The 21,657-nt window shown below is 67.1% G+C and carries 18 protein-coding genes; 11 read left to right on the top strand and 7 right to left on the bottom strand.

Annotation, left to right across the window (positions count from 1 at the left end; all coding sequences use genetic code 11):
* The 3 genes from N5C25_RS16755 to N5C25_RS16765 all read right to left on the bottom strand — a co-directional run.
* Positions 1–1,000 (bottom strand): cyclase family protein (locus N5C25_RS16755; RefSeq protein ID WP_279937352.1); only part of this gene is annotated, 1,000 nt, incomplete at its 3' end.
* A gap of 60 nt (positions 1,001–1,060) precedes the next feature.
* On the bottom strand, positions 1,061–1,684 hold the full coding sequence (locus N5C25_RS16760) for a DsbA family protein (protein ID WP_279937355.1): 624 nt from the start codon (positions 1,682–1,684) through the stop codon (positions 1,061–1,063).
* Positions 1,685–1,776: 92 nt separating this feature from the next.
* The gene (locus N5C25_RS16765) at positions 1,777–2,682 is read right to left on the bottom strand and encodes a LysR family transcriptional regulator (protein ID WP_279937356.1); all 906 of its coding nucleotides are present in this window, start codon (positions 2,680–2,682) and stop codon (positions 1,777–1,779) included.
* Positions 2,683–2,842: 160 nt separating this feature from the next.
* Between N5C25_RS16765 and N5C25_RS16770 the strand changes: the two genes are divergently transcribed.
* Positions 2,843–3,721, top strand: coding sequence for a sterol desaturase family protein (locus N5C25_RS16770; RefSeq protein ID WP_279937358.1), 879 nt, complete (start codon positions 2,843–2,845; stop codon positions 3,719–3,721).
* A 9-nt stretch (positions 3,722–3,730) separates the two neighbouring features.
* Here N5C25_RS16770 and N5C25_RS16775 read toward each other — a convergent pair whose 3' ends face one another.
* Both N5C25_RS16775 and N5C25_RS16780 read right to left on the bottom strand, forming a co-directional pair.
* Complete coding sequence (locus N5C25_RS16775) at positions 3,731–4,435, bottom strand: AraC family transcriptional regulator (protein ID WP_279937359.1); 705 nt, start codon at positions 4,433–4,435, stop codon at positions 3,731–3,733.
* A 271-nt stretch (positions 4,436–4,706) separates the two neighbouring features.
* Complete coding sequence (locus tag N5C25_RS16780) at positions 4,707–5,141, bottom strand: glyoxalase/bleomycin resistance/dioxygenase family protein (RefSeq protein WP_021204492.1); 435 nt, start codon at positions 5,139–5,141, stop codon at positions 4,707–4,709.
* 337 nt (positions 5,142–5,478) lie between these two features.
* On the opposite strand from N5C25_RS16780, the gene N5C25_RS16785 reads away from it, so the two are divergent.
* A complete protein-coding gene (locus tag N5C25_RS16785) occupies positions 5,479–8,274 on the top strand; it encodes a glycoside hydrolase family 3 C-terminal domain-containing protein (protein ID WP_080398825.1) in 2,796 nt (931 codons plus the stop codon).
* Between the two features lie 120 nt (positions 8,275–8,394).
* Here N5C25_RS16785 and N5C25_RS16790 read toward each other — a convergent pair whose 3' ends face one another.
* Positions 8,395–9,300 (bottom strand): LysR family transcriptional regulator, encoded by a 906-nt coding sequence (locus tag N5C25_RS16790; protein ID WP_058981836.1) that lies wholly within the window; start codon positions 9,298–9,300, stop codon positions 8,395–8,397.
* A gap of 105 nt (positions 9,301–9,405) precedes the next feature.
* On the opposite strand from N5C25_RS16790, the gene N5C25_RS16795 reads away from it, so the two are divergent.
* The 3 genes from N5C25_RS16795 (at position 9,406) to N5C25_RS16805 (ending at position 13,206) form a co-directional block, all read left to right on the top strand.
* Positions 9,406–10,764 (top strand): MFS transporter, encoded by a 1,359-nt coding sequence (locus N5C25_RS16795; RefSeq protein ID WP_058981834.1) that lies wholly within the window; start codon positions 9,406–9,408, stop codon positions 10,762–10,764.
* Positions 10,764–11,150 carry a DUF4440 domain-containing protein gene (locus tag N5C25_RS16800; protein ID WP_058981832.1) on the top strand — a complete coding sequence of 129 codons (387 nt, stop codon included), beginning with the start codon at positions 10,764–10,766 and terminating at the stop codon, positions 11,148–11,150. Before N5C25_RS16795 ends, N5C25_RS16800 begins: the two co-directional genes overlap by 1 nt.
* 145 nt (positions 11,151–11,295) lie before the next feature.
* On the top strand, positions 11,296–13,206 hold the full coding sequence (locus N5C25_RS16805; protein ID WP_279937363.1) for a CocE/NonD family hydrolase: 1,911 nt from the start codon (positions 11,296–11,298) through the stop codon (positions 13,204–13,206).
* 224 nt (positions 13,207–13,430) lie between these two features.
* Here the strand turns inward: N5C25_RS16805 and N5C25_RS16810 are convergent, their stop codons facing one another.
* The gene (locus N5C25_RS16810; RefSeq protein WP_058981829.1) at positions 13,431–14,384 is read right to left on the bottom strand and encodes an AraC family transcriptional regulator; all 954 of its coding nucleotides are present in this window, start codon (positions 14,382–14,384) and stop codon (positions 13,431–13,433) included.
* A 324-nt stretch (positions 14,385–14,708) separates the two neighbouring features.
* Here N5C25_RS16810 and N5C25_RS16815 point away from each other — a divergent pair, with 324 nt between their 5' ends.
* The 6 genes from N5C25_RS16815 (at position 14,709) to dld (ending at position 21,593) form a co-directional block, all read left to right on the top strand.
* The gene (locus N5C25_RS16815; RefSeq protein ID WP_058981827.1) at positions 14,709–15,467 is read left to right on the top strand and encodes an SDR family NAD(P)-dependent oxidoreductase; all 759 of its coding nucleotides are present in this window, start codon (positions 14,709–14,711) and stop codon (positions 15,465–15,467) included.
* A gap of 127 nt (positions 15,468–15,594) precedes the next feature.
* On the top strand, positions 15,595–16,047 hold the full coding sequence (locus tag N5C25_RS16820) for an MgtC/SapB family protein (protein WP_005413774.1): 453 nt from the start codon (positions 15,595–15,597) through the stop codon (positions 16,045–16,047).
* A 222-nt stretch (positions 16,048–16,269) separates the two neighbouring features.
* Entirely contained in the window at positions 16,270–17,928 is a 1,659-nt protein-coding gene (gene lldP / locus N5C25_RS16825) for an L-lactate permease (RefSeq protein WP_279937364.1), read from the top strand.
* Between the two features lie 53 nt (positions 17,929–17,981).
* Positions 17,982–18,746, top strand: coding sequence for a transcriptional regulator LldR (gene lldR, locus N5C25_RS16830; protein WP_005417039.1), 765 nt, complete (start codon positions 17,982–17,984; stop codon positions 18,744–18,746).
* A gap of 4 nt (positions 18,747–18,750) precedes the next feature.
* A complete protein-coding gene (lldD, locus tag N5C25_RS16835) occupies positions 18,751–19,890 on the top strand; it encodes an FMN-dependent L-lactate dehydrogenase LldD (RefSeq protein ID WP_279937366.1) in 1,140 nt (379 codons plus the stop codon).
* Complete coding sequence (gene dld / locus N5C25_RS16840; RefSeq protein ID WP_251101795.1) at positions 19,887–21,593, top strand: D-lactate dehydrogenase; 1,707 nt, start codon at positions 19,887–19,889, stop codon at positions 21,591–21,593. The genes lldD and dld overlap by 4 nt, the downstream gene beginning before the upstream one ends.
* The last annotated feature ends 64 nt before the right edge of the window (positions 21,594–21,657 follow it).

The raw sequence follows: 21,657 nt of genomic DNA on the forward strand, positions 1-21,657 counted from the left end.
GCACCGGCAGCGCCACCGGGCGCAGGGGCGCGGCATCGCCACCGCGGATCTTCAGCGGGCCGCCGATGAAGGCGAATTCGTAGACCTTGTCGCGGGCCAGTTCGTCCAGCGCCACCAGCTCGATGATCGGCGCACCCTGCTGTGCCAGCAGGTAGGTGTGCAGCGGCACGTAGTCGTCGGACACCTCGGAGGGGAAGGTCTCGAAGCTGAGGTTGTCGGCACCGACGATCATCGCGCCGCCGTCCTCGACCAGGAAGCGTGCCGCATCCAGGCCCATGCCCGGCGGGTTGGCCATGTAGGCCCTGGGCTGTTCGAACAGGCGCATGCGGCCGGTGCGGATCAGCACCACGTCGCCCTGCTGCAGTTTCACCTTCTGGCGTGCCAGCGCATCCTTCAGGTCCTGGCGGGTGACGCGATAGCTGTCCGGCAGCATGTCCACGCCCTTGGCGGCGGCCACGTCGATCAGCACGCCACGCGCGATCAGCGGCGGGAACTTCTCGATGCCGGTGACATTCCAGCCACGATCGCCGAGATGCTTGTCGGCCTCGAAGCCGTTCCAGATCTTCCCGTGGATGCCGAAGTGGTTCAGCGCATCGATGTGGGTGCCGGTGTGGCTGTACATCGAGAACGCGGTGCCGGTGTAGCTGCGGGTGAGGTTCATGGTCTCGCCCACGCCCATCGGGTCGTCCATCACCGTGCCGCGCGGGGTGTGGGTCATCCAGAACTGGTAGTGCGGGTCGCCGGCATCCTGCCAGCTGGGCATGCCGACGTAGTACTCGGTGGCCAGGTCATAGGCCCTGCCGCCGCTGACCCGCGACAGGATCGCCGCACGCGAGGCCTCGGTGATCAGGTTGAGGCGGCCGATCTCGTCCTTCGGCCCCCAGGGGCTGGTGCCGACCTGCTGGCCGGAGGGGACGCGTTCGTGCGCGGATACGGTGATGGAAGCTGCGGTGCCGGCCAGCAGCAGGGCCAGCGCGGTGGCCAGGGTACGTGGGGTCATGGGGAGTCTCCTTGCAGGGTGGGGGGGCGCGGCTCAGGCCGCGACCAGGTGCGCCAGGGCCTAGCGCAGGTGTGGCAGCGGCAGGGTCTGCAGGCGCAGGCCGTTGCCGCCGATCACGGTGGGAATGGAGCGGATGCCGAGGGTCGCGGCTTCGGCACGGTCGGCCTGCACGCGCCGGGCTACTGCGTCGCTGCGCATGTGGTCAGCGAAGGCGCCACGCGGGTGGCCCAGCGCTTCGGCGATATCCAGCAGGACTTCGGCGTCGCCGATGTTGCGGTGCTGGTGCAGGTGCGCCCACTGCACGGCATCGAACATCGCGCCATGGGCGTCGTTGCCACCGAGCATGCCGGCAGCCTGGCAGGCCAGTGCGCCGAGCCAGCCGGACGGATACTCGAAGTCCTGTGCGCGCATGCCTTCGATATCGATGCGCGTGGTGTCTTCATGCGCGGCGCAGTCGGTCCAGTGGCGCAGGATGATCGCCTTGGCGCGCTCCATCGAGCCGAACACCTCGACCATCTGCGCGCGCGAGTCCTGCAGCACGAAGCTGCGGTGGCGCACCTGGATGCCGAGTTCGGCGCAGGCCTGCTGCAGGCGCGGGGCCAGCACGAAGCACCAGCCACAGACCACGTCGTGGAAGAAATCGACCACCGGCGCTGCGGTGGCGGGGGAAGGAACGGAAGACATCTGCCTGCCATCGGTGAGAGGGGAGGCGGCAGGTTAGGCAGCGCGGCGTGGCCGAAACAGCACGCCGCGGGCAGCTCAGTTTTCGCTGGCGGTTACGAATCCAGGCCGGCGCAGCCGGGCAGCTCGGCGTGCAGGAAATCGATGAAGGCGCGTACCTTGGGCTGCAGGTGGCGCGACGTGGGATAGACCGCATGCACGAAGCGCGGCGGATAGCGGTGGTCGGGCAGCACCTGCTGCAGTTCGCCACGGGCCAGTGCGGGTGCCGCCAGGAACGAGGGCAGGGCGCCGATGCCCATGCCGGCCACCAGCAGGTCGCGCAGCAGCAGGCTGTTGTTGACGGTGACGCGCGCTGGCAGGGTGATCGTCACCTGGCCATCGGGGCCGAGCAACGGCCAGCTGCCCGGTGAGTCGGACAGGCTGTAGGCCAGCACGCTGTGCGCCTGCAGATCGTCCACTGCCTGAGGTGCCGGATGCTGCTGCAGGTAGGACGGGGCCGCGCACAGCACCTGCTGCAGCGACGCCAGCCGGCGTGCCACCAGGCGTGAATCATCCAGTTCGGCACGCAGCCGCAGCGACACATCGAAACCTTCGCCGACCGCGTCGAGCAGGCGGTCTTCCATCACCAGGTCCAGCGACAGCTGCGGATGCTGCTGCAGGAAGCGGGGCAGCAGCGGCGACAGCGTGCTCAGCGCGAACGACTGCGGCACATTGACGCGCAGGCGCCCGGTCACCTCGCCACGCTGCTCGGCGATGCCACGTTCCAATGCGTCCAGTTCGTCGAGCAGGCGGCAGCATTCACGGTAATAGGCGTGGCCGGTCTCGGTCAGGCTCATGCGCCGCGTGGTCCGCTGCAGCAGTACCACGCCCAGATGCGCTTCCAGCGTGCGCAGCTGCTTGCTGAGCCCGGCCGGCGACATGCCCAGGTCTTCGGCGGCACGAGCGAGCCCTCCGCGTTCGACGATGCGACGGAAGGCACGCATCAGGTTGAAGGAATCCATGCCGGCCCCGGGCGCGATGAGGGCGCCATTGTAGAGCGCGCCGTGCGTGGATGTGGGAAGCGTGGTGCCCGCAGAGTTGCGCCGTTTGTTCAAGCCAGCAACCCACACGCCACGCCAGCATGCAGGCCCCTCACTTTCCGGGTTGCCCATGAAGCACTGGATGCTCCGCCTGTATGCCCCGCTGTTCCTGCTTGGATTCGTCGCCACTGCCGTCGTCTGGATCGGCCATTGCCACGGTGATCCGTTGTGGCTGCTGGCCTTGCTGGCGGCCGCCATCGCGGTCTCGTTCGCCGCCGAGCGCGCGTGGCCGTATGACCCCGCGTTCAACCACGACCACGGCGACCGTGTGCGTGACGCCCTGCACGCGCTGGTCAACGAGGGCCTGAACCTGTTGTCGATCGCGGCGGTGCCGCTGCTGGCGGCAATCATTCCGTGGCAGGCCTGGCCTCTGCAGTGGCCATTCGCGCTGCAGGCGCTGCTGGCCATCGTCTGCGCTGATCTCGGTATCACCCTGGTGCACTACGCCAGCCATCGCATCGGCTGGTTGTGGCGGCTGCATGCGGTGCACCACAGCGTCACCCGCATGTACGGCTTCAACGGGCTGATGAAACACCCTCTGCACCAGGCGGCCGAAGCGGTGGGTGGCGTACTGCCGCTGCTGCTGTTGGGCCTGCCGATGCCGGTGGCTGCGGTGCTGGCCTTCGCCATTGCCATCCAGCTGCTGCTGCAGCACTCCAACGTGGACATGCGTCCCGGCGTGCTGGGCCGGGTGATGGCATGGGCGCCGCTGCACCGCTTCCACCACATGCGTTACGGCACCGCCGGCGACGTCAACTTCGGCCTGTTCCTGACCGTCTGGGATCACCTGCTGGGGACGGCCTTCGATGCGCCGGGCTATCGGCTGCAGCAACGCGACCTCGGCATCGGCAGCCAACCGGACTATCCGCGCGATTATCCGGGGCAGCTGCTGGCGCCGTTCCGCGAACTGCCGCATGGCGAGGTGCCGGAGTTGCCGGAAGGCCTGCGCAGGCGCGAATGATTGAACATGTCAGGCCGCGTGCAGCTGCAGGCCCTGCAGCTGCGCGGCACCGATGCCGAACATGCGGCGCAGGCTGCGCGAGAGATGGGCCAGATCGGCGAATCCAGCGGCATGCGCACTGTCGGTCAGGTTGTGACCGCTCAGATGATGCATCAACGCGCGGCGCAACCGTTGCCACAGCACCCAGCCGCGCAGGGTCACCGCCAGCTCGGACTGGAAACGCCGGTGCAGCTGGCTGGTCGAGAGGTGCGCGGCTTCGGCAATGTCGGCAGCCGGCACCGGGCCGGGCAGGTGCTGGGCAATACGGGCCAACGCCGCCTGCACGCGGCGGTCCAGCGGCTGTGGCCGGCTCAACCGTGGCAGCCTGTCGTGCAGTTCCATCGCAGTGCTGGGCAGCGAGTGCAGGTGATGCTGGATCTGTTCGAGGTCGGCATGCGCCGGCTCAAGGAACACCGTACAGCCCGCTTCCGGTGCCGACAGGATTGCGTGCGGCTGGAAGGACGGCAGCCACAGCCGTTGGCCCTGCTGCCGTACGCCATCGACTTCGACCTGCCAGGGCGTACCGTCGCTCAACAGCAGTTGATGGGCGTAGTGCGCATGCGAGGCGCTGCCACCGGCATGGCCCTGCAGCACGGCCACGTGAGCATCCAGCAGCAACGTGCCATTCCAGGGCAGGGCGGGGGAGGACATGGAGGGATTGTAGATCCACGCCATGCGTGGATGAATCTCCATCGAAATCGAGTAATTCGACAATGAAACGAAGAGCATCCACGCATGGCGTGGATCTACTGCAGGTCGCGAGAGACTGTCGAAGGCGGGGTGGGTCCGGTTGCGGGGGCGTGAGCGCCATGGATGGCGCGACCGAGCCTCCAGGGACGGATTCACGGCGTCCCCCGCCAACGGACCCACCCCGCCTACCCACAGGAGCCCCGCTGTTGCTTTGGCCGTTGCCTCTGCGGGTGCCGGGCGCAGCCCGGCCGTCCCCTCACCGGCCGTGCGGATCCGGCCGGTGATGCACGTACTCGACCACCGTGCCATCGGGATGCACCGCGTTGAACGCCGCCCCGGTGGGTACCACCTGCAACGGGAAGATGATCTCGGCGCCAGCCGCGACCAGTTTGTCGTGATAGGGCCGAACATCGTCGACCAGCAGCGTTCCCGTGGTCGAAGTGAACGGCGCCAGCGCCGCCTCGCTGCCTTCGATCAACAGGAACGCACCGACCATGGCCAGGCGCAGCCCGGCCTCCGGAAACGGGAACCCCGCATCGGCCACCACGCCCTGCAGCTGCTCGTAGAAGGCCACGCTGCGCTCCAGCTCACCGGGGGCCACGAACACCCGGATCAGCACGCGCGGCGCGCGCTGGCTGGAGGTATCACAGCGGTCGCGCCAGAGATGATCGAAGTCGCGATGTACGGTCATGGGCTCGATTCGTGGTCAAGGATCTCCATTATCAGCAGCCTCGCGCGGCGCGCTGATGACCGCCGGTGATGGCCTGATAACCATTGGCCGGGTTGCCCCTGTGACTTAGGTCCTGTTGACAGGTGTGAACGCCCTCGCACAATCTTCACAGGATTGGGTCGCCCTGCGCGGCCCGGGCAGGCAGGTTGTCACGCCGGGAGGAGGGTCCCGCGCGCAGACCGGCCCGTCCTTCGGCCTGCGGGACGTTGCCCGGCAACCCCTGCGCGGCATGAACGCTGCACCCTTCGGCGGCACTTTCCCTGGACCGATTGCCTTGGCAACGGAATTACGCCTGCCGATGAAAACGTTTACAAAACCGCTTGCACTGTCTCTGGCCCTGTCTGCCGCACTGGCCGCTCCGGCCTGGGCCGACCCCGCCGCGTTCACTGTGCTGACCCTGGAACAGGCGCCCAACGCCGAGGCGATGCCGGCTCTGGCGGCGCAACTGAAGAGCCTGAAGGTGGACGCCGTGAGCGTGCGCCAGGTGCAGCGCGGCATCGGCCAGGTCGATCCGCTGCAGGTGCTGGCCGACGGCCTGGGCTATGAATACCGCTTCGTTGCCGCCGGCAAGGACGACGGCCAGACCCAGCGCGGCCAGGCCGTGCTGACCCGGCTGCCGATCGCCGCCGAATCCGGCCCCGACCAGCCAGGCCTGAACTACCTGCGCCTGGACGATGGCCGCCATACCGTGGCGGTCTATACCGATGCCGGCGCGGGGGCCGCGCAGCTGCCGGCGCTGGTCACCCGTTCGCGGTTGGGCGCCCCGGCGGTGCTGCTCGGCGCAGTGGCCGGTGAATCGGCCAAGGCCGCAGGCTTCGATCCGGCGCGTGTGGCGCTGGAAGCCGATGCCAGCTATTTCAGCGATGGCTTCCAGGCCGCCAGCAGCGCACCGTTCAAGATGGAGGGCAGCACCCTGCGCGCCACCCTGCTGACACTGGCCTATGCCGCCGACAAGCACGGCGAAAAGCCATGGATGGACACCGCCCTCAACGCCGATGCGCGCGCTGCGCTGCTGCTGAAGGCGATGACCGAGGATGAGAAGTTCCAGATGCTGCACAGCTACTTCGGGCTGGGCAAAGACGGTGGCCCGCTGCCGGAAGGTGCGGTCGGTTCGGCCGGCTTCGTGCCGGGCGTACCGCGGCTGGGCATCCCGTCGCAGCAGTCGGCCGATGCCGGTGTCGGCGTGACCAATCCGGGCGGCATCCGCCCGGGCGATTTCGCCACCGCAATGCCGTCCGGCCCATCCACCGCCTCCACCTGGAACCGCGAAGTCGCCTTCGCCGGTGGCGCGACCATGGGCCGCGAGGCATGGCAGCAGCGCTTCAACATCCTGCTGTCGGGCAGCGTCAACCTGCAGCGCGACCCGCGCAACGGCCGCAACTTCGAATATGCCGGTGAAGATCCGCTGCTGGCCGGCTCGATGGTTGGCGCGCTGATCCAGGGCGTGCAGAGCCAGCACGTGATCTCCTCGATGAAGCACTTCGCGCTGAACGACATGGAGACCCGCCGCAACTTCCACGACGTGCGCATCGGCGAACAGGCCATGCACGAGTCGGACCTGCTGGCCTTCGAGATCGCGCTGGAAGCCGGTCGCCCGGGCGTGGCGATGTGCTCGTACAACAAGATCAACGGCACCTACGGCTGCGAGAACGGCTACCTGATGAACCAGGTGCTGAAGCAGGAATGGAAGTTCCCCGGTTTCGTGATGTCCGACTGGGGCGGCGTGCACAGTGGTTCGAAGGCGGCGCTGGCTGGCCTCGATCAGCAGTCGGCCGGTGAAGTGTTCGACGCGGCAGTGTTCTTCGACGAACCGCTGCGCCTGGCCGTGCACGGCGGCGTAGTGCCGCAGGCGCGCCTGAACGACATGGTGGCGCGCATCCTGCGCACGATGTTCCTGCATGGCAACTTCGACAACCCGCCGCAGCACCAGAAGGTGGATGCCGAGGCCGGTTTCGCCGTCGCCCAGCGTACGGTGGAAGAGGGCAGCGTGCTGCTGCGCAACGAAGGCAACCTGCTGCCACTGGCCGACAGCGTGAAGCGCATCGTCATCATCGGTGGCCACGCCGACAAGGGCGTGATCGGCGGCGGTGGTTCGTCGATGGTGGGCGTGACCGCCAAGGGTACCAATGCGGTGCCGGGCGTGATGCCGACCACCTGGCCGGGCCCGGTGATCTTCCATCCGTCCTCGCCGCTGGAATCGCTGCGTGCGGCGCGCCCGGACGCGGCCATCGAGTATGTGGACGGGACCAATGTCGCCGCTGCGGCCAAGGCCGCCGCGCAGGCCGACGTGGCCATCGTGTTCGCCACCCAGTGGGCCGCCGAATCGGTGGACCTGCCGGACATGCAGCTGCCTGACAACCAGGACGCGCTGATCTCGGCGGTGGCCGAGGCCAACCCGAAGACGGTGCTGGTGCTGGAAACCAACGGCCCGGTGCGCACGCCGTGGCTGGCGCAGGTACCGGCGATGCTGCAGGCTTGGTACCCGGGCATCCGCGGTGGCGAAGGCATCGCCGCGCTGCTGACCGGCCAGGTCAATCCGTCCGGCCGCCTGCCGGTGACCTGGGTGACGGACGAATCGCAGCTGCCGCGCCCGCACATCGACGGCCTCGGCTTCAAGCCGGCCAAGCCGTTCGGTGATGTGTTCGATTTCGATATCGAAGGTGCCAACGTCGGCTACAAGTGGATGGCGGCCAAGGGCCTGACCCCGACCTTCGCTTTTGGTCATGGCCTGTCCTACACCTCGTTCGCCTATGACAACCTGAAGGTGAGCGTGGAAGGCTCGCGCCTGGTCGCCAGCGTCGACATCCGCAACACCGGCAAGCGCGCCGGTGCCGACGTGGCCCAGCTGTACCTGAAGCTGCCGGCCGGCAGCACCACGCCGATCCGCCTGATCGGCTACGACAAGGTGAGCCTGCAGCCGGGCGAACAGCGCCGCATCCGCATCGAAGCCGAGCCGAAGACGCTGGCGCACTACGATGCACAGGCGCGCCAGTGGAAGATCGACGGCGGCACCTACCAGGTGCAGCTGTCGCGCAACGCGGCCGAGCCGCTGCAGACGGTGGACGTGCAGCTGGTGGAGCAGGTGCTGCGCTGATGCCTGACGACACGGCCCGCACAGGGCCGTGTCCGTTCGTGGTGTTCCTGTAGAGCCGAGCCCACGCTCGGCTGATGAACGGTCAATCGAACCGACGGGCAGCCGAGCACGGGCTCGGCTCTACAAAGGTGCGGTGCCAAACCACCCGCGCAGGAAATCGATCAGCTGCCGCACCTTCGGTGAAGGCTGCGAACTGTGCGGGTAGACCGCGTACACGCTCTGCTGCGGGAAGCGGTGCTGGCGCAGCACCGGGCGCAGCCGGTCCTGGTCCAGGTCGTCCTCGATCAGCCAGCGTGGCAGCACGGTGACCCCGGCGCCGGCCACGGCGAAGGCGCGCAGGCTGCTGGCACCATCCACGCGTACCACCGCGTTGCCCGGGTTGGTGGCAAACAGGGCGCCGCTGCCATCAGGCGCGATCACCGGCAGGTCGGCCAAGCGCGGGTAGCCGAGGCGGGGCAGGGTGCCCAGCTGCACGGGGTCGTCGGCAGCATCGGCAGAGGGCAGGCGTGCCAGTAGGGACGGAGCCGCCACGGGGCACAGTGGATGGCGTTCCAGTTCGCTGGCGTGCAGGCCCGAATCCGGCAGGCGGCCAAGACGGATTGCCAGGTCGAACCGCTCGGGAATCAGGTCGGCCGGTGCCGGTGAGGTCGACAGGTGCAGCTGCAGGGCCGGGTGCCGCGCACGAAACGCCTCCAGCGCAGCAATCAAGCGTAGCTGGGCGTACTCCGGCGTGGTGGTCAGGCGCAGCACACCCTGCAGCTGGTGCTGGTCGCGGCGCGCGGCATCGATGGCTGCCTGTGCGGCATCCAGTGCCTGCACGCAGTGTTGCAGGAACTGTTCGCCGGCCTCGGTCAGGGCCAGGTGGCGGGTACTGCGCAACAGCAGGGTCACGCCCAGCTCCTGCTCCAGCCGCTTCAGGTTGAAGCTGACCACCGCGCGGCTGAGGCCGAGGCGATCAGCCGCAGCGGTCAGGCTGCCGGCCTCGACCACGGCGCGGAAGATATCGAAGCGATCGAGGCTGACCACGGCAATTCATTGTCAAAGTGGATTTGACAGTGTTGCAGTTGCTGTCGTGTTTTTCCAACAAGGCCCGCACGGCATGCTGGCCGCTTCCCTGCTGGAGCGCCGCCGATGCCGTCCCCCCGCCTGCGCCATGAGGCGATCTTCCTGCTGGTGTTCGCCCTGGATCTGGTCAACATGTTCATCGCCACGGTGGCCTATCCGGCACTGGCAGCGGAACTGCACGCCGATATCAGCACCCTGGCCTGGGTGGGCACCGCCTACATGCTGGGCCTGAGCGTGGTGATTCCGCTGGCACCCTGGTTGGCCGCGCGCTGTGGTGAGCGTCGCCTGCTGCTGGTGGCGTTGCTGTTGTTCGCGGTTGCCGCTGTGCTGGCCGGCGCAGCACCCGGTATCGGCTGGCTGCTGGGCTGGCGCCTGCTGCAGGGGCTGGCCGGTGGCCTGCTGATTCCGGTGGCACAGGCGGCAGCGTACCAACAATGCACGTCCGACCAGCGTGGCGCGCTGACCCGCCGCATCCTGCTGGTGGCGCTGCTGGTGCCGGCACTGGCGCCCGCGCTCGGTGGGCTGCTGGTGCAGTGGTTGTCCTGGCGCGGCGTGCTCTGGGCCAGCCTGCCGTTGGCGGTGGTGGCGATCAGCCTGGTGCTGGCCTGGATGCCGGCCGATGGCGCGCGCAGTGCGCCGCGCCTGCAGGCTTATGCGCTGTCCACCGCGATGCTGGCGCTGGGCGCGCTGCTGCTGGCGTTGACCTGGCTGGGTGAACCCGGCCATCGGGCCGCCGGTGCCGTACTGCTGTTGATCGCAATGCTGTTGGCGGCGGCCCACCTGCGGCATGCACGGCAGCAGACGCAGCCCCTGCTGCGCTGGTCGCTGCTGTCCCATCGGGGCCTGCGCCTGGCGATGCTGGTCTATCTGGCAGTGCCCGGTGTGTTCATCGGCAGCCAGCTGGTCAGTACCCTCCAGCTGCACCAGGCCGGTTACAGCGCGGCACGCATCGGCGGGTTGATGCTACCCTGGGCGCTGGCCTCGGCCATTGCGATCACGGCCAGCAAGCGCCTGCTGGCGCGCTTCGGCCCGGCCACGGTACTGCGTGCGGGCATGCTCCTGCAGGCCAGCGGCCTGCTGTTGATGGCGCTGCTGCCGCAGCCGGCCTTCGCGTTGGCCGGGCTGCTGTTCGCGCTGATGGGCGCTGGCGGCAGCCTGTGCAGCAGTACCGCGCAGACGCTGGCCTTCCAGGGTGTGGAAGGTGAGGCGCTGGGCGATGCCAGTGCACTCTGGAACCTCAACCGCCAGCTCAGCTTCTGCCTCGGCACCGCCGCCATCGCGATGGTGTTGGCACTGGCCATGCAATGGCTGCCGGCCCATGCCACCGGCGTGGCACTGGGTCTGGCCGCCGTACTTACCCTGCTGCCCCTGGCCCTGCTGCGCCGGCCGCAACAGCTTTCCTTTCCGCAACCCGAGAATGCCTGATGGATACCACCGCAGAACATGAAATCCACCACCTGCACGACAAGCTGCAGGCTTGGTTCCGTGCCGATGTCGGCGCCGATGCGCTGGAGGATCTGATGGCGCACTTCTGTGCAGACTTCAGCATGGTCGGCATCGCGGGTCGCAGGCTGGACCGGAATGCCGTGCAGGCACTGTTCGCGGGTGGCCATGGCGCGCGGCCGGGGCTGCAGATTTCCATCGAAGCCGTGCAGGCGGTGGATGCGATATCACCGCTGGCGGTGCTGCGCTATCGCGAAGGTCATTCGATCGACGGTGGCGCGCCCGCATGGCGGGAGTCGCTGGCGGTACTGAGGCAAGAACAGGGGCGCTGGTGCTGGCTGGCGCTGCATGAGGTAACGGCAGATTGATCGGTGGTGCCGGCGAGCGCAGCGGCAACGCAGGCACATGTGCCATCAGTCCTGCCCGCATCCACCGCAGAATGCAAAGCCTGCACACACTTCACGGCCCGGGGCAGGAGTAGGCTTGAGGCTTTCCTGCCGGGAGGGGTTGTCCATGCGTGTGCGTGCCGTCGCTGTAGCCATTGCCCTTTGCCTGTCCAGCACCGCGCTGGCCGCCGATACCCCGCCGATGACCCCGGACATCAGCGGCAAGCCCTTCGTTGCCCCCGATGTCGGTCGTGACTACGACAAGCGCGTGGTGATGGTGCCGATGCGTGATGGCACCAAGCTGTATACGGTGATCGTGGTGCCCAAGGGCGCCCACAATTCCCCGATCCTGCTGACCCGCACGCCTTACGACGCTGCGGGCCGTGCCAACCGCAGTGATTCGCCGCGCATGCGCGATCTGCTGCCGCAGGGCGACGAGGTGTTTGTCGACGGCGGTTACATCCGCGTGTTCCAGGATATCCGCGGCAAGTATGGCTCCGAGGGCGATTACGTGATGACCCGGCCGCTGCGCGGGCCATTGAACAACACCAAAGTCGACCATTCCACCGACGCCTGGGACACCATCGACTGGCTGGTGAAGAACGTGCCGGAGAGCAATGGCAAGGTCGGCATGCTCGGTTCGTCGTACGAGGGTTTCACCGTGGTGATGGCGCTGACCGACCCGCACCCGGCACTGAAGGTGGCCGCACCGCAGAGCCCGATGGTCGATGGCTGGATGGGTGACGACTGGCTCAACTACGGTGCGTTCCGGCAGGTCAATTTCAACTACTTCGCAATGCAGACCGAGAAGCGCGGCAAGGGTACGCCGCTGCCCAGCCTCGGCTACGACGACTACAGCACCTTCCTCCGCATCGGCTCGGCAGGCGACTACGCGCGTTTCACCGGCGTGGACCAGTTGACCTGGTGGAAGAAGCTGGTCGAGCATCCGGCCTACGACGGCTTCTGGCAGGGCCAGGCGCTGGACGCGGTGATGGCAAAGACACCGCTGAAGGTGCCGACCATGTGGCTGCAGGGCCTGTGGGACCAGGAGGACATGTGGGGTGCCAACCACGCCTACCAGGCGATGGAAGGACGCGATAGCGGCAACAACCGCAATTACCTGGTGATGGGCCCGTGGCGACACAGCCAGGTGAACTACAGCGGCAGCGAACTGGGTGCGCTGAAGTTCGACGGCGATACCGCGCTGCAGTTCCGCCGCGACGTGCTCAAGCCCTTCTTCGACCAGTACCTGGTGGATGGCGCGCCGAAGGCCGATACGCCACCGGTGCTGATCTACAACACCGGCGAAAACCACTGGGACCGCCTGAAGGGTTGGCCGCGCAGCTGCGACAAGGGCTGTTCCGCCAGCAGCAAGCCGCTGTATCTGCGTGCCGGCGGCAAGCTGGCGTTCCAGGCGCCAGCGGCGGGCGAGGGCGACTTCGAGGAGTACGTGTCCGACCCGGCCAAGCCGGTGCCGTTCGTGCCGCGCCCGATCCGCTTCGGCGACCGCGACATGTGGACCACCTGGCTGGTCAAGGACCAGCGCTTCGTCGATGGGCGCCCGGACGTGTTGACCTTCATCACCGAACCGCTGACTGCGCCGCTGCGCATCGGCGGCGCGCCGGTGGTTCACCTGCAGGCCTCGACCAGTGGCACCGACAGCGACTGGGTGGTGAAGCTGATCGACGTGTATCCGGACCAGGAAGCGTCCACGCCGGAGATGGGGGGCTACCAGTTGCCGGTGTCGCTGGCGATCTTCCGTGGCCGCTACCGCGAGAGCTTCACCGATCCGAAGCCTCTGGCCGCCAACCAGGTGCTGCCGTATCGCTTCGATCTGCCCAACGCCAACCACACGTTCCAGAAGGGCCACCGGGTGATGGTGCAGGTGCAGTCCAGCCTGTTCCCGCTGTATGACCGCAACCCGCAGACTTACGTGCCGAATATTTACCTGGCCAGGCCGGGCGATTACCAGAAGGCCACGCAGCGCGTCTGGCATAGCGCGGCACAGGCGAGCTACATCGATCTGCCGGTGTATTGAGCTGCTCATGATGAAGCCGGGCCATGCCCGGCAGCACGTGGAAGTGCCGGCCGCTGGCCGGCATCCGCGATGGCGCGAGAGCGTGTCGACCAAGGTCGACACCTACCAGGGCCGAGCCATGGCAGGTGGATCCAGGCGGGTGTGGTAGTGCCGGCCGCTGGCCGGCATCCGCGATGGCGCAGGAGCGTGTCGACCAAGGTCGACACCTGCCAGGGCCCGGGCCTTCAGTCCACCTTCGATGGGCCCGTGCGCCAGCGGCTGGGCACCAGTCCGAAACGCTTGCGGAACGCCGCAGCGAAGTTACTGGGATGGCGGTAACCGCAGGCCGCAGCGGCCTGTTCAACTGTCCAGCCGTCCTCGCGCAGGCCCTGTTCGGCGTGGCGCATGCGCTGTTCGTGCAGATAGTCGAACACCGAGCTTCCATACTGCTGTGCGAAGTGGCGGCGCAGCGAACTGGGACTCATGCAGGCCAGCTGGGCCAGTTCGATCAGGCTGTGGGCATGGCTGGGGTCGTCATGCAGGTAGGCACGCACGCGCTCCAGCCGCTCGCGCTGGCCGGCGCGCAGCGTGCGTACATGCTCGGTCTGCATATCCTCGGCCTGGAGGCCGACGGCCAACACCTGCAGGGCCACGCCTTCGCGCCACAGCGCATCGATGTCGTCCTGCCAGGGACTGTCGAACAATTGGGCGAGCGTCGGCAGCAAGGCATGCGGAATGGCCCAGTGGCGGCACTGCAGAGGGGAATGAAGGACCCGTTGGAGTGCCGGCAGGCGCAGCATGTCCACATCCAGATCGGCCGGTACGCTCAAGCTGACCCCGCGCAGGTGGCTGCCACCAGGATGCAGACCGGCCATGGAAACAGGTTCATGGTGGCTGGTGGTCATGCCTGTGCCGGCGCGCAGCGTGAACCCCTTGCGACGAGGAAACTGGACATCCACTTCGCCCTGCAGCATCAGGCGGATGGTCAGGCCGGCACCGTGCACAGCGGTGGCCGTGTAGGTGAACCGGTTGTGCACGTCCGAGGCGATCAGGCCCAGGCCGCCGCGCAGTGACTGCTCGTGGACGTCGCCACGCCCTGCCCATTGGTCGTCGCGCAGTTCACTCCCTTCGATCCGGTAGTCGTAGCCATGGCGTTCGCCGAAGTGGCGGTAATCAGCAAAAGTGAAATATCGGGACATCGCTCTGCGCAAACACAGGTTGAATTGAATGTGTCGAAGAAACTGGAAGTGTTTCCCATTGTCGCCTCGATTCGCGCGCTTTTGACCTCAATAAGGTCAAAACGATTGGCGATTACGGCCAAAGTGAAAATGCCGCCGAACATACGCCGGCGTTTTGCATGCATATCCGTACGCAATTACATACATAAACTTCAGTTGAGGTCTTATGGCTGGAACGATCACCTGAAGATGCGATGTCAGCCTGGCCGTCACGGGCGCGCGCGTAGGGTGGGACGGTTGGCTGTTGCAGGCCACTTAGATACCCCCCACCGACGGAGAACGCAGATGATTGACTACCAACTCACAGGCAAGACCGCGATCGTGACCGGCGGTGTGTCCGGCATTGGTCTGGCCGTGGCGCAGACCCTGGCGGCGTCCGGCGCGCGGATCTCGGTCTGGGACTTGAAGCAGGATGCGGTGGATGCCACCGTGGCGCAGTTGCGCGATGCCGGTGCACAGGCGATTGGCATCGCGCTGGACGTCACCGACGATGCAGCGGTGGAGGCGGCGGTGCAGCGCACCATCAAGGAACTCGACGGCCTGCATGTGGCGGTCAACAACGCCGGCATCAGCGGGCCGGCGGCCAGCAGCGGCGATTATCCGATTGATGGCTGGCAGCGCGTGATCGATGTCAACCTCACCAGCGTGTTCCTGTGCCAGCGTGCGCAGATCCAGGCCATGCGCGCGGCCGGCACGGGCGGCAGCATCATCAACATGGCCTCGATCCTGGGCCAGGTGGGCTATGCCGGTTCCACCGCGTACGTGGCGGCCAAGCACGGCGTGGTCGGGCTGACCCAGACCGCAGCGTGGGAACATGCGGGCGACGACATCCGTGTCAACGCGGTGGGCCCGGGCTTCATCGGCACGCCACTGCTGGAGAAAATGGACCCGAAGGTGCGCGCCACGCTGGAAGGGCGGCACGCGTTGAAGCGGCTGGGTACGCCGCAGGAAGTGGCCGCGTTGGTAGCCTGGCTGGCCAGCGACGATGCCTCGTTCGCGACCGGCGCGTACTATGCCATCGATGGTGGCTATCTGGCGCAGTGAGCGAATGCGGTCAGTAGATCCACGCCATGCGTGGATGAAAGCGTGCGGTGAAGAAGGCGTGCCATCGCCTTCACCGCCGTCCCACGATCGCCGCGCGACGCTCCGGGAAAAATTCCGGAGCTTTCCCATGGAACTTACCCAGGATGTCTCGATCCTGCTGCGCGTTGCCGCAGCGATGCTGTTCGGCGGCGTGCTCGGCGTCGAGCGCGAGATGGGCAAGCACGCCGCAGGCCTGCGTACGCACATGCTGATCGCAGGGGCCGCCGCGTTGATCGTCGGCCTTGGCGACTCAGTGGCCGAGCATTTCCAGCAGGAGCGTTACCGCGACCTGCTGCAGGTTGATCCGGTGCGCCTGATCGAAGCGGTGGTGGCCTGTGTTGGTTTCGTGGCCGCCGGCACCATCCTGCGTGGGTCACGCGAGGACCAGGTCAGCGGCCTGACCACGGCCAGCTCGCTGATCATGGCCGCGGCCATCGGGATTGCGGTGGGGATCAGCAAGTACGTGATCGCCATCGGCGTGAGCGTGCTGTGCGTGCTGGTGCTGGCGGTGATGCGGCGGTTGGAGAAGCGGATTTCGTAGGGAAGGTCGCGTTGCCGGCCAGCGACCGGCACTACCATGAAGTTCGTAATGGTCGGACCAATATGAAGGCTAGCCCTATGGTCTAATAGGCTCGCCGTCGGAGTGGCGGTTAAATCTGCTACAAGTGGTCTGATCGAAATCATCAATGGTACTACCAATGATCGATGGCCACGGCGACCCACCGCCTGCGGTGGGCTCCTCCGTTCCCAGTCGAGAATCTTCATGCAGCCCTGGCAACACCTGTACGACCCCGCCGGCAACCTGTGGTTGTCCAGCCTGATCGCGCTGCTGCCGATCGCGTTCTTCTTCGTTGCCCTGGCCGTGCTGCGCATGAAGGGCTGGCTGGCCGGCACGATCACCGTGGCCATCGCACTCGGCGTGGCCCTGCTGTTCTACCGCATGCCGGTGCCGCAGGCGCTGGGCGCGGCCGGCTTCGGTTTCGTCTACGGCCTGTGGCCCATCGCGTGGATCATCATCGGTGCGGTGTTCCTCTACAAAGTTTCGGTCAAGACCGGGCAGTTCGACATCATCCGCGCCTCGATCCTGTCCGTGACTGAAGACCAGCGCCTGCAGATGCTGATGGTCGGTTTCGCGTTTGGTGCCTTTCTGGAAGGCGCGGCCGGCTTCGGTGCGCCGGTGGCGATCACCGCAGCGCTGCTGGTCGGGCTGGGCTTCAAGCCGCTGTATGCCGCCGGCCTGTGCCTGATCGTCAACACTGCGCCGGTAGCGTTCGGCGCGATGGGCATTCCGATCATCGTGGCAGGGCAGGTCACCGGCCTGGATGCATTCGAGATCGGCCAGATGGCCGGCCGCCAGCTGCCGTTCCTGACCATCATCGTGCTGTTCTGGATCATGGCGATCATGGATGGCTGGCGCGGCATCAGGGAAACGTGGCCGGCGGTGCTGGTTGCGGGTGGCTCGTTCGCCATCGCGCAGTACCTGACCTCCAACTTCATCGGCCCGGAACTGCCGGACATCACCGCGTCGCTGGCGTCGCTGGTGTGCCTGACCCTGTTCCTGCGCCGCTGGAAGCCGGTACGGATCTTCCGTTTCGACACCGAAACCAGCGCCGAGGCGGCCGCACAGGCACTGGAGGCACCGCGCCACAGCGTCGGCCAGATCGCCAGGGCGTGGTCGCCGTTCCTGATCCTCACCGCGATGGTCACGCTGTGGAGCATCAAGCCGTTCAAGTCGCTGTTCGCGGCGGATGGCCCGCTGGAAAGCTGGGTGCTCAAGATCTCGGTGCCGGGCCTGGACCAGATGGTGCAGAAGATGCCGCCGATCGTGGATGCACCGTTGAGCTACGAAGCCGTCTACAAGTTCGACTGGTTCTCGGCCACCGGTACCTCGATCATCCTCGCTGCGGTGATCGCGATCATCGCGCTGCGCATGCCGGCCCGTTCGGCGCTGCGCACCTTCGGCGAAACCGTGCGTGAGCTGCGCATGCCGATCTACTCGATCGGCATGGTGCTCGCCTTCGCCTTCATCGCCAACTATTCGGGCCTGTCGGCGACGCTGGCGCTGGCACTGGCGCACACCGGCGACGCGTTCCCATTCTTCTCACCGTTTCTGGGCTGGCTGGGCGTGTTCCTGACCGGCTCGGACACCTCGTCCAATGCCTTGTTCTCGGCACTGCAGGCCACCACCGCACAGCAGATCGGCGTGTCCGACGTGCTGCTGGTAGCGGCCAACACCACCGGTGGTGTCACCGGCAAGATGATCTCGCCGCAGTCGATCGCCATTGCCTGCGCGGCAGTCGGCCTGGCCGGCAAGGAATCGGATCTGTTCCGCTTCACGGTCAAGCACAGCCTGATCTTCACCACCATGGTCGGCCTGATCACCCTGGCCCAGGCTTACTGGCTGACCTGGATGATTCCCTGAGCCATGCGCGGCTGGCCGACCACCCGCTGCGCGCTTCGGGCCACAATGGCGCCATGAGCACGCAACGTATTTCGGACAAGGTGGCTGCGCAGCTGCGCGGCCTGGTGCAGGAACAACAGCTGCGGCCGGGCGACCGGCTGCCGGCCGAGCGCACCCTGGCGGTGCAGCTGGGGGTCTCGCGCACCGCGCTGCGCGAGGCCATCGCGCAGCTTGCCAGCCAGGGTCTGTTGACCGCACGGGTCGGTGGCGGCACCTACGTGGCCGAGCCTGCGGCACGCGCGCGGCAGGCGCTGGATGAACCGCTGGCGCCGTACCTGCCGCTGTTCCAGGGCGACCCGGAATACCGCTTCGACGTGCTGGAGATCCGCCACGCGCTGGAAGGTGCCACCGCCTGGCATGCGGCGCTGCGTGCCACCGACGAGGACCGCGCGCGCATCGCACAGGCCTTCCAGACCATGATGGACGCGCACGGCAAGGACGACCCCACCGGCGAGGCGGAGGCCGACGCGGCCTTCCACCTGTCCATCGCCGAGGCCTCGCACAACCTGGTGCTGCTGCAGGTGATGCGCGGGCTGTTCGAACTGCTGCAGACCAACATCTCGCAGAGCCGCGAAAAGCTCTACACCTCGGCGAGGACCTTCTCGCCTTTGTCCGACCAGCACCGCGAGATGATGGACGCGGTGCTGGCGGGCGACCCCGAACGCGCGCGCGCCGCCGCGCATGCCCACCTCGAATTCGTGCACACCACGCTGCGCACCCTCGATGACAACGAAGCCCGGCGTGCGCGGGCCTCGCGCCTGCCTTCCCCACACGGTTGACCCCATGATCATCTCCGCCTCCACCGATTACCGTGCCGCAGCGCAGCGCCGGCTGCCGCCGTTCCTGTTCCACTACATCGATGGCGGCGCGTATGCCGAGCACACGCTGAAGCGCAACGTTTCCGACCTGTCCGACATCGCGCTGCGCCAGCGCATCCTGCGCAACATGTCCGACCTGAGCCTGGAAACCGAGCTGTTCGGCGAAAAGCTGGCAATGCCGGTGGCGCTGGCGCCGGTCGGCCTGACCGGCATGTATGCCCGGCGCGGTGAGGTACAGGCGGCGCGCGCGGCCGACAGCCGCGGCATCCCGTTCACCCTGTCCACCGTATCGGTGTGCCCGATCGAGGAAGTGGCACCGGCCATCCAGCGGCCGATGTGGTTCCAGCTGTATGTGCTGCGCGACCGCGGCTTCATGCGCAATGCGCTGGAGCGGGCACAGGCTGCGGGCGTGACCACGCTGGTGTTCACCGTGGACATGCCGGTGCCGGGTGCGCGCTACCGCGATGCACACTCCGGCATGAGCGGCCCGAACGCCTCGCTGCGCCGTATCAGCCAAGCCATCACCCATCCGCACTGGGCGTGGGACGTGGGCCTGTTCGGGCGCCCGCATGACCTGGGCAACATCTCCACCTATCGCGGCAACCCGACCGGGCTGGAGGACTACATCGGCTGGCTGGGCAGCAACTTCGATCCCTCCATTTCCTGGAAGGACCTGGAGTGGATCCGCGAATTCTGGAAGGGCCCGATGGTGATCAAGGGCATCCTCGACCCGGATGACGCGCGTGATGCGGTCAAGTTCGGTGCCGATGGCATCGTGGTCTCCAACCACGGTGGCCGCCAGCTGGACGGCGTGCTGTCCACCGCACGCGCACTGCCGGCCATCGCCGACGCGGTGCAGGGCGACCTGAAGATTCTCGCCGATTCGGGCATCCGTACCGGCCTGGACGTGGTGCGCATGCTGGCGCTGGGGGCCGATACCGTGCTGCTGGGGCGTGCCTTCATCTATGCGCTGGCCGCGCAGGGCGAGGCCGGGGTGGCCAACCTGCTGGACCTGATCGCCAAGGAGATGCGCGTGGCGATGACACTGACCGGTGCGCGCCGCATCGCCGACATCGGCCGCGATTCGCTGGCCAGCCTGCCATGAGTGGCCACGATGCCGTGCTGGCACAGTTGCGCGACGCGGTCGGCAGCCGCCATGTACTGACCGGTGACAAGGCCACGCGCCGCTTCCGTCGCGGCTACCGCTTCGGCGATGGCCCGGTACTGGCGGTGGTGCGTCCGGGTACCTTGCTGGAACTGTGGCACGTGCTGCAGGCAGCGGTGCAGGGCGGCGCGGCGATCATCCTGCAGGCGGCCAACACCGGCCTGACCGGCGGCTCGACCCCGGACGGCGATGACTATGGCCGGCCGATCGTGCTGGTCAGCACGCTGCGCCTGACCGGCATCCAGTTGTTGAACGAAGGCCGCCAGGTGCTGTGCCTGCCGGGTGCCACGCTGGACCGCCTGGAGCAGACGCTGGCCCCGCTGGGTCGCGAACCGCATTCGGTGATCGGCTCGTCCTGCATCGGTGCCTCGGTGCTGGGCGGCATCTGCAACAACTCCGGCGGTGCGCTGGTGCGACGTGGCCCGGCCTATACCGAGCTGGCACTTTACGCGCAGGTCGACGCGGAGGGCCGGTTGCAGTTGGTCAATCATCTGGACATCGCGCTGGGTGACACGCCCGAGCAGATCCTGCAGCGCCTGCAGGCCGGTGACTACACGGCCGCCGACGTGGGCGATGGCGACGGCCGTGCGGCTTCCGACCCACGCTATGCCGAGGAAGTGCGCAAGGTCGACGCCGATACCCCGGCACGCTTCAATGCCGACCCCAGTCGCCACTTCGAGGCAGCGGGATCTGCCGGCAAGCTGGCAGTGTTCGCGGTGCGCCTGGACACCTTCGAAAAAGAGGCTGCAGAGGTCTTCTATATAGGCAGCAACCGCACCGACAGCCTCACCGCGATCCGGCGCCAGCTGCTGACCGGCTTCGAGCGCCTGCCGATTGCCGGCGAGTACATCCACCGCGATGCCTATGACATCGGCGAGCGCTACGGCAAGGACAGCTTCCTGCTGATCGACCGCCTTGGCACTTCCCGCGTGCCCGCCGCGTTCGCGTTGAAGAGCCGTGTCGATGGCTGGTTCGAGCGGTTGGGCCTGCGCGGCGTGACCGACCGTGTGATGCAGGTGCTGACGGGCCTGCTGCCCTCGCACCTGCCCAAGCGCATGGGCGAGTTCCGCCAGCGCTACGAGCATCACCTGTTGCTGAAGGTCTCTGCCCAGGACGCTGCGGAAACCGAGGCCTGGCTGCGCAGCTTCTTCGCCGGCCACGAAGGCGGCTATTTCCACTGTACGGCCGAGGAGGGACGCAAGGCGTTCCTGCATCGCTTTGCCGTGGCGGGTGCCGCGGTGCGCTACCGTGAAGTGCATCGTGACCAGGTGCAGGACATCGTCGCGCTGGACATCGCGCTGCGACGTGACGATGCCGACTGGTTCGAGCAGCTACCGGCGGATATCGACGCGCGCCTGCTGCACAAGCTGTACTACGGCCACTTCCTGTGCCACGTGTTCCACCAGGACTACATCGCGCGCAAAGGTGAAGACCCGATGGCGATCGAGCATGCGATGTGGGCGCTGCTGGACCAGCGTGGCGCCGAGTATCCGGCCGAGCACAATGTCGGCCACCTGTACCCTGCCAAGCCTGCGCTGGCTGGCTTCTACAGGCAGCTGGACCCGAGCAATACGTTCAACCCGGGCATCGGCCAGACCTCGAAGGCCAAGGGGTGGGGTGGCTGCGACTGTAGTGGGCATTGACGGATACAAACTGGCTTTGCTGTAGAGCCGAGCCTATGCTCGGCTGCTCTTTCCGACAGACAGC

The organism is Stenotrophomonas sp. GD03958 (genome assembly GCF_029839005.1).
Classification (GTDB): Bacteria; Pseudomonadota; Gammaproteobacteria; order Xanthomonadales; family Xanthomonadaceae; genus Stenotrophomonas; species Stenotrophomonas hibiscicola.

Excerpts from the sequence above, each read along its gene's own strand:
- N5C25_RS16760 (WP_279937355.1), bottom strand. The coding sequence starts at position 1,684 with ATGTCTTCCGTTCCTTCCCCCGCCACCGCAGCGCCGGTGGTCGATTTC.
- N5C25_RS16765 (WP_279937356.1), bottom strand. The coding sequence starts at position 2,682 with ATGGATTCCTTCAACCTGATGCGTGCCTTCCGTCGCATCGTCGAACGC.
- N5C25_RS16770 (WP_279937358.1), top strand. The coding sequence starts at position 2,843 with ATGCTCCGCCTGTATGCCCCGCTGTTCCTGCTTGGATTCGTCGCCACT.
- N5C25_RS16775 (WP_279937359.1), bottom strand. The coding sequence starts at position 4,435 with ATGGCGTGGATCTACAATCCCTCCATGTCCTCCCCCGCCCTGCCCTGG.
- N5C25_RS16780 (WP_021204492.1), bottom strand. The coding sequence starts at position 5,141 with ATGACCGTACATCGCGACTTCGATCATCTCTGGCGCGACCGCTGTGAT.
- N5C25_RS16785 (WP_080398825.1), top strand. The coding sequence starts at position 5,479 with ATGAAAACGTTTACAAAACCGCTTGCACTGTCTCTGGCCCTGTCTGCC.
- N5C25_RS16795 (WP_058981834.1), top strand. The coding sequence starts at position 9,406 with ATGCCGTCCCCCCGCCTGCGCCATGAGGCGATCTTCCTGCTGGTGTTC.
- N5C25_RS16800 (WP_058981832.1), top strand. The coding sequence starts at position 10,764 with ATGGATACCACCGCAGAACATGAAATCCACCACCTGCACGACAAGCTG.
- N5C25_RS16805 (WP_279937363.1), top strand. The coding sequence starts at position 11,296 with ATGCGTGTGCGTGCCGTCGCTGTAGCCATTGCCCTTTGCCTGTCCAGC.
- N5C25_RS16810 (WP_058981829.1), bottom strand. The coding sequence starts at position 14,384 with ATGTCCCGATATTTCACTTTTGCTGATTACCGCCACTTCGGCGAACGC.
- N5C25_RS16815 (WP_058981827.1), top strand. The coding sequence starts at position 14,709 with ATGATTGACTACCAACTCACAGGCAAGACCGCGATCGTGACCGGCGGT.
- N5C25_RS16820 (WP_005413774.1), top strand. The coding sequence starts at position 15,595 with ATGGAACTTACCCAGGATGTCTCGATCCTGCTGCGCGTTGCCGCAGCG.
- lldP (WP_279937364.1), top strand. The coding sequence starts at position 16,270 with ATGCAGCCCTGGCAACACCTGTACGACCCCGCCGGCAACCTGTGGTTG.
- lldR (WP_005417039.1), top strand. The coding sequence starts at position 17,982 with ATGAGCACGCAACGTATTTCGGACAAGGTGGCTGCGCAGCTGCGCGGC.
- lldD (WP_279937366.1), top strand. The coding sequence starts at position 18,751 with ATGATCATCTCCGCCTCCACCGATTACCGTGCCGCAGCGCAGCGCCGG.
- dld (WP_251101795.1), top strand. The coding sequence starts at position 19,887 with ATGAGTGGCCACGATGCCGTGCTGGCACAGTTGCGCGACGCGGTCGGC.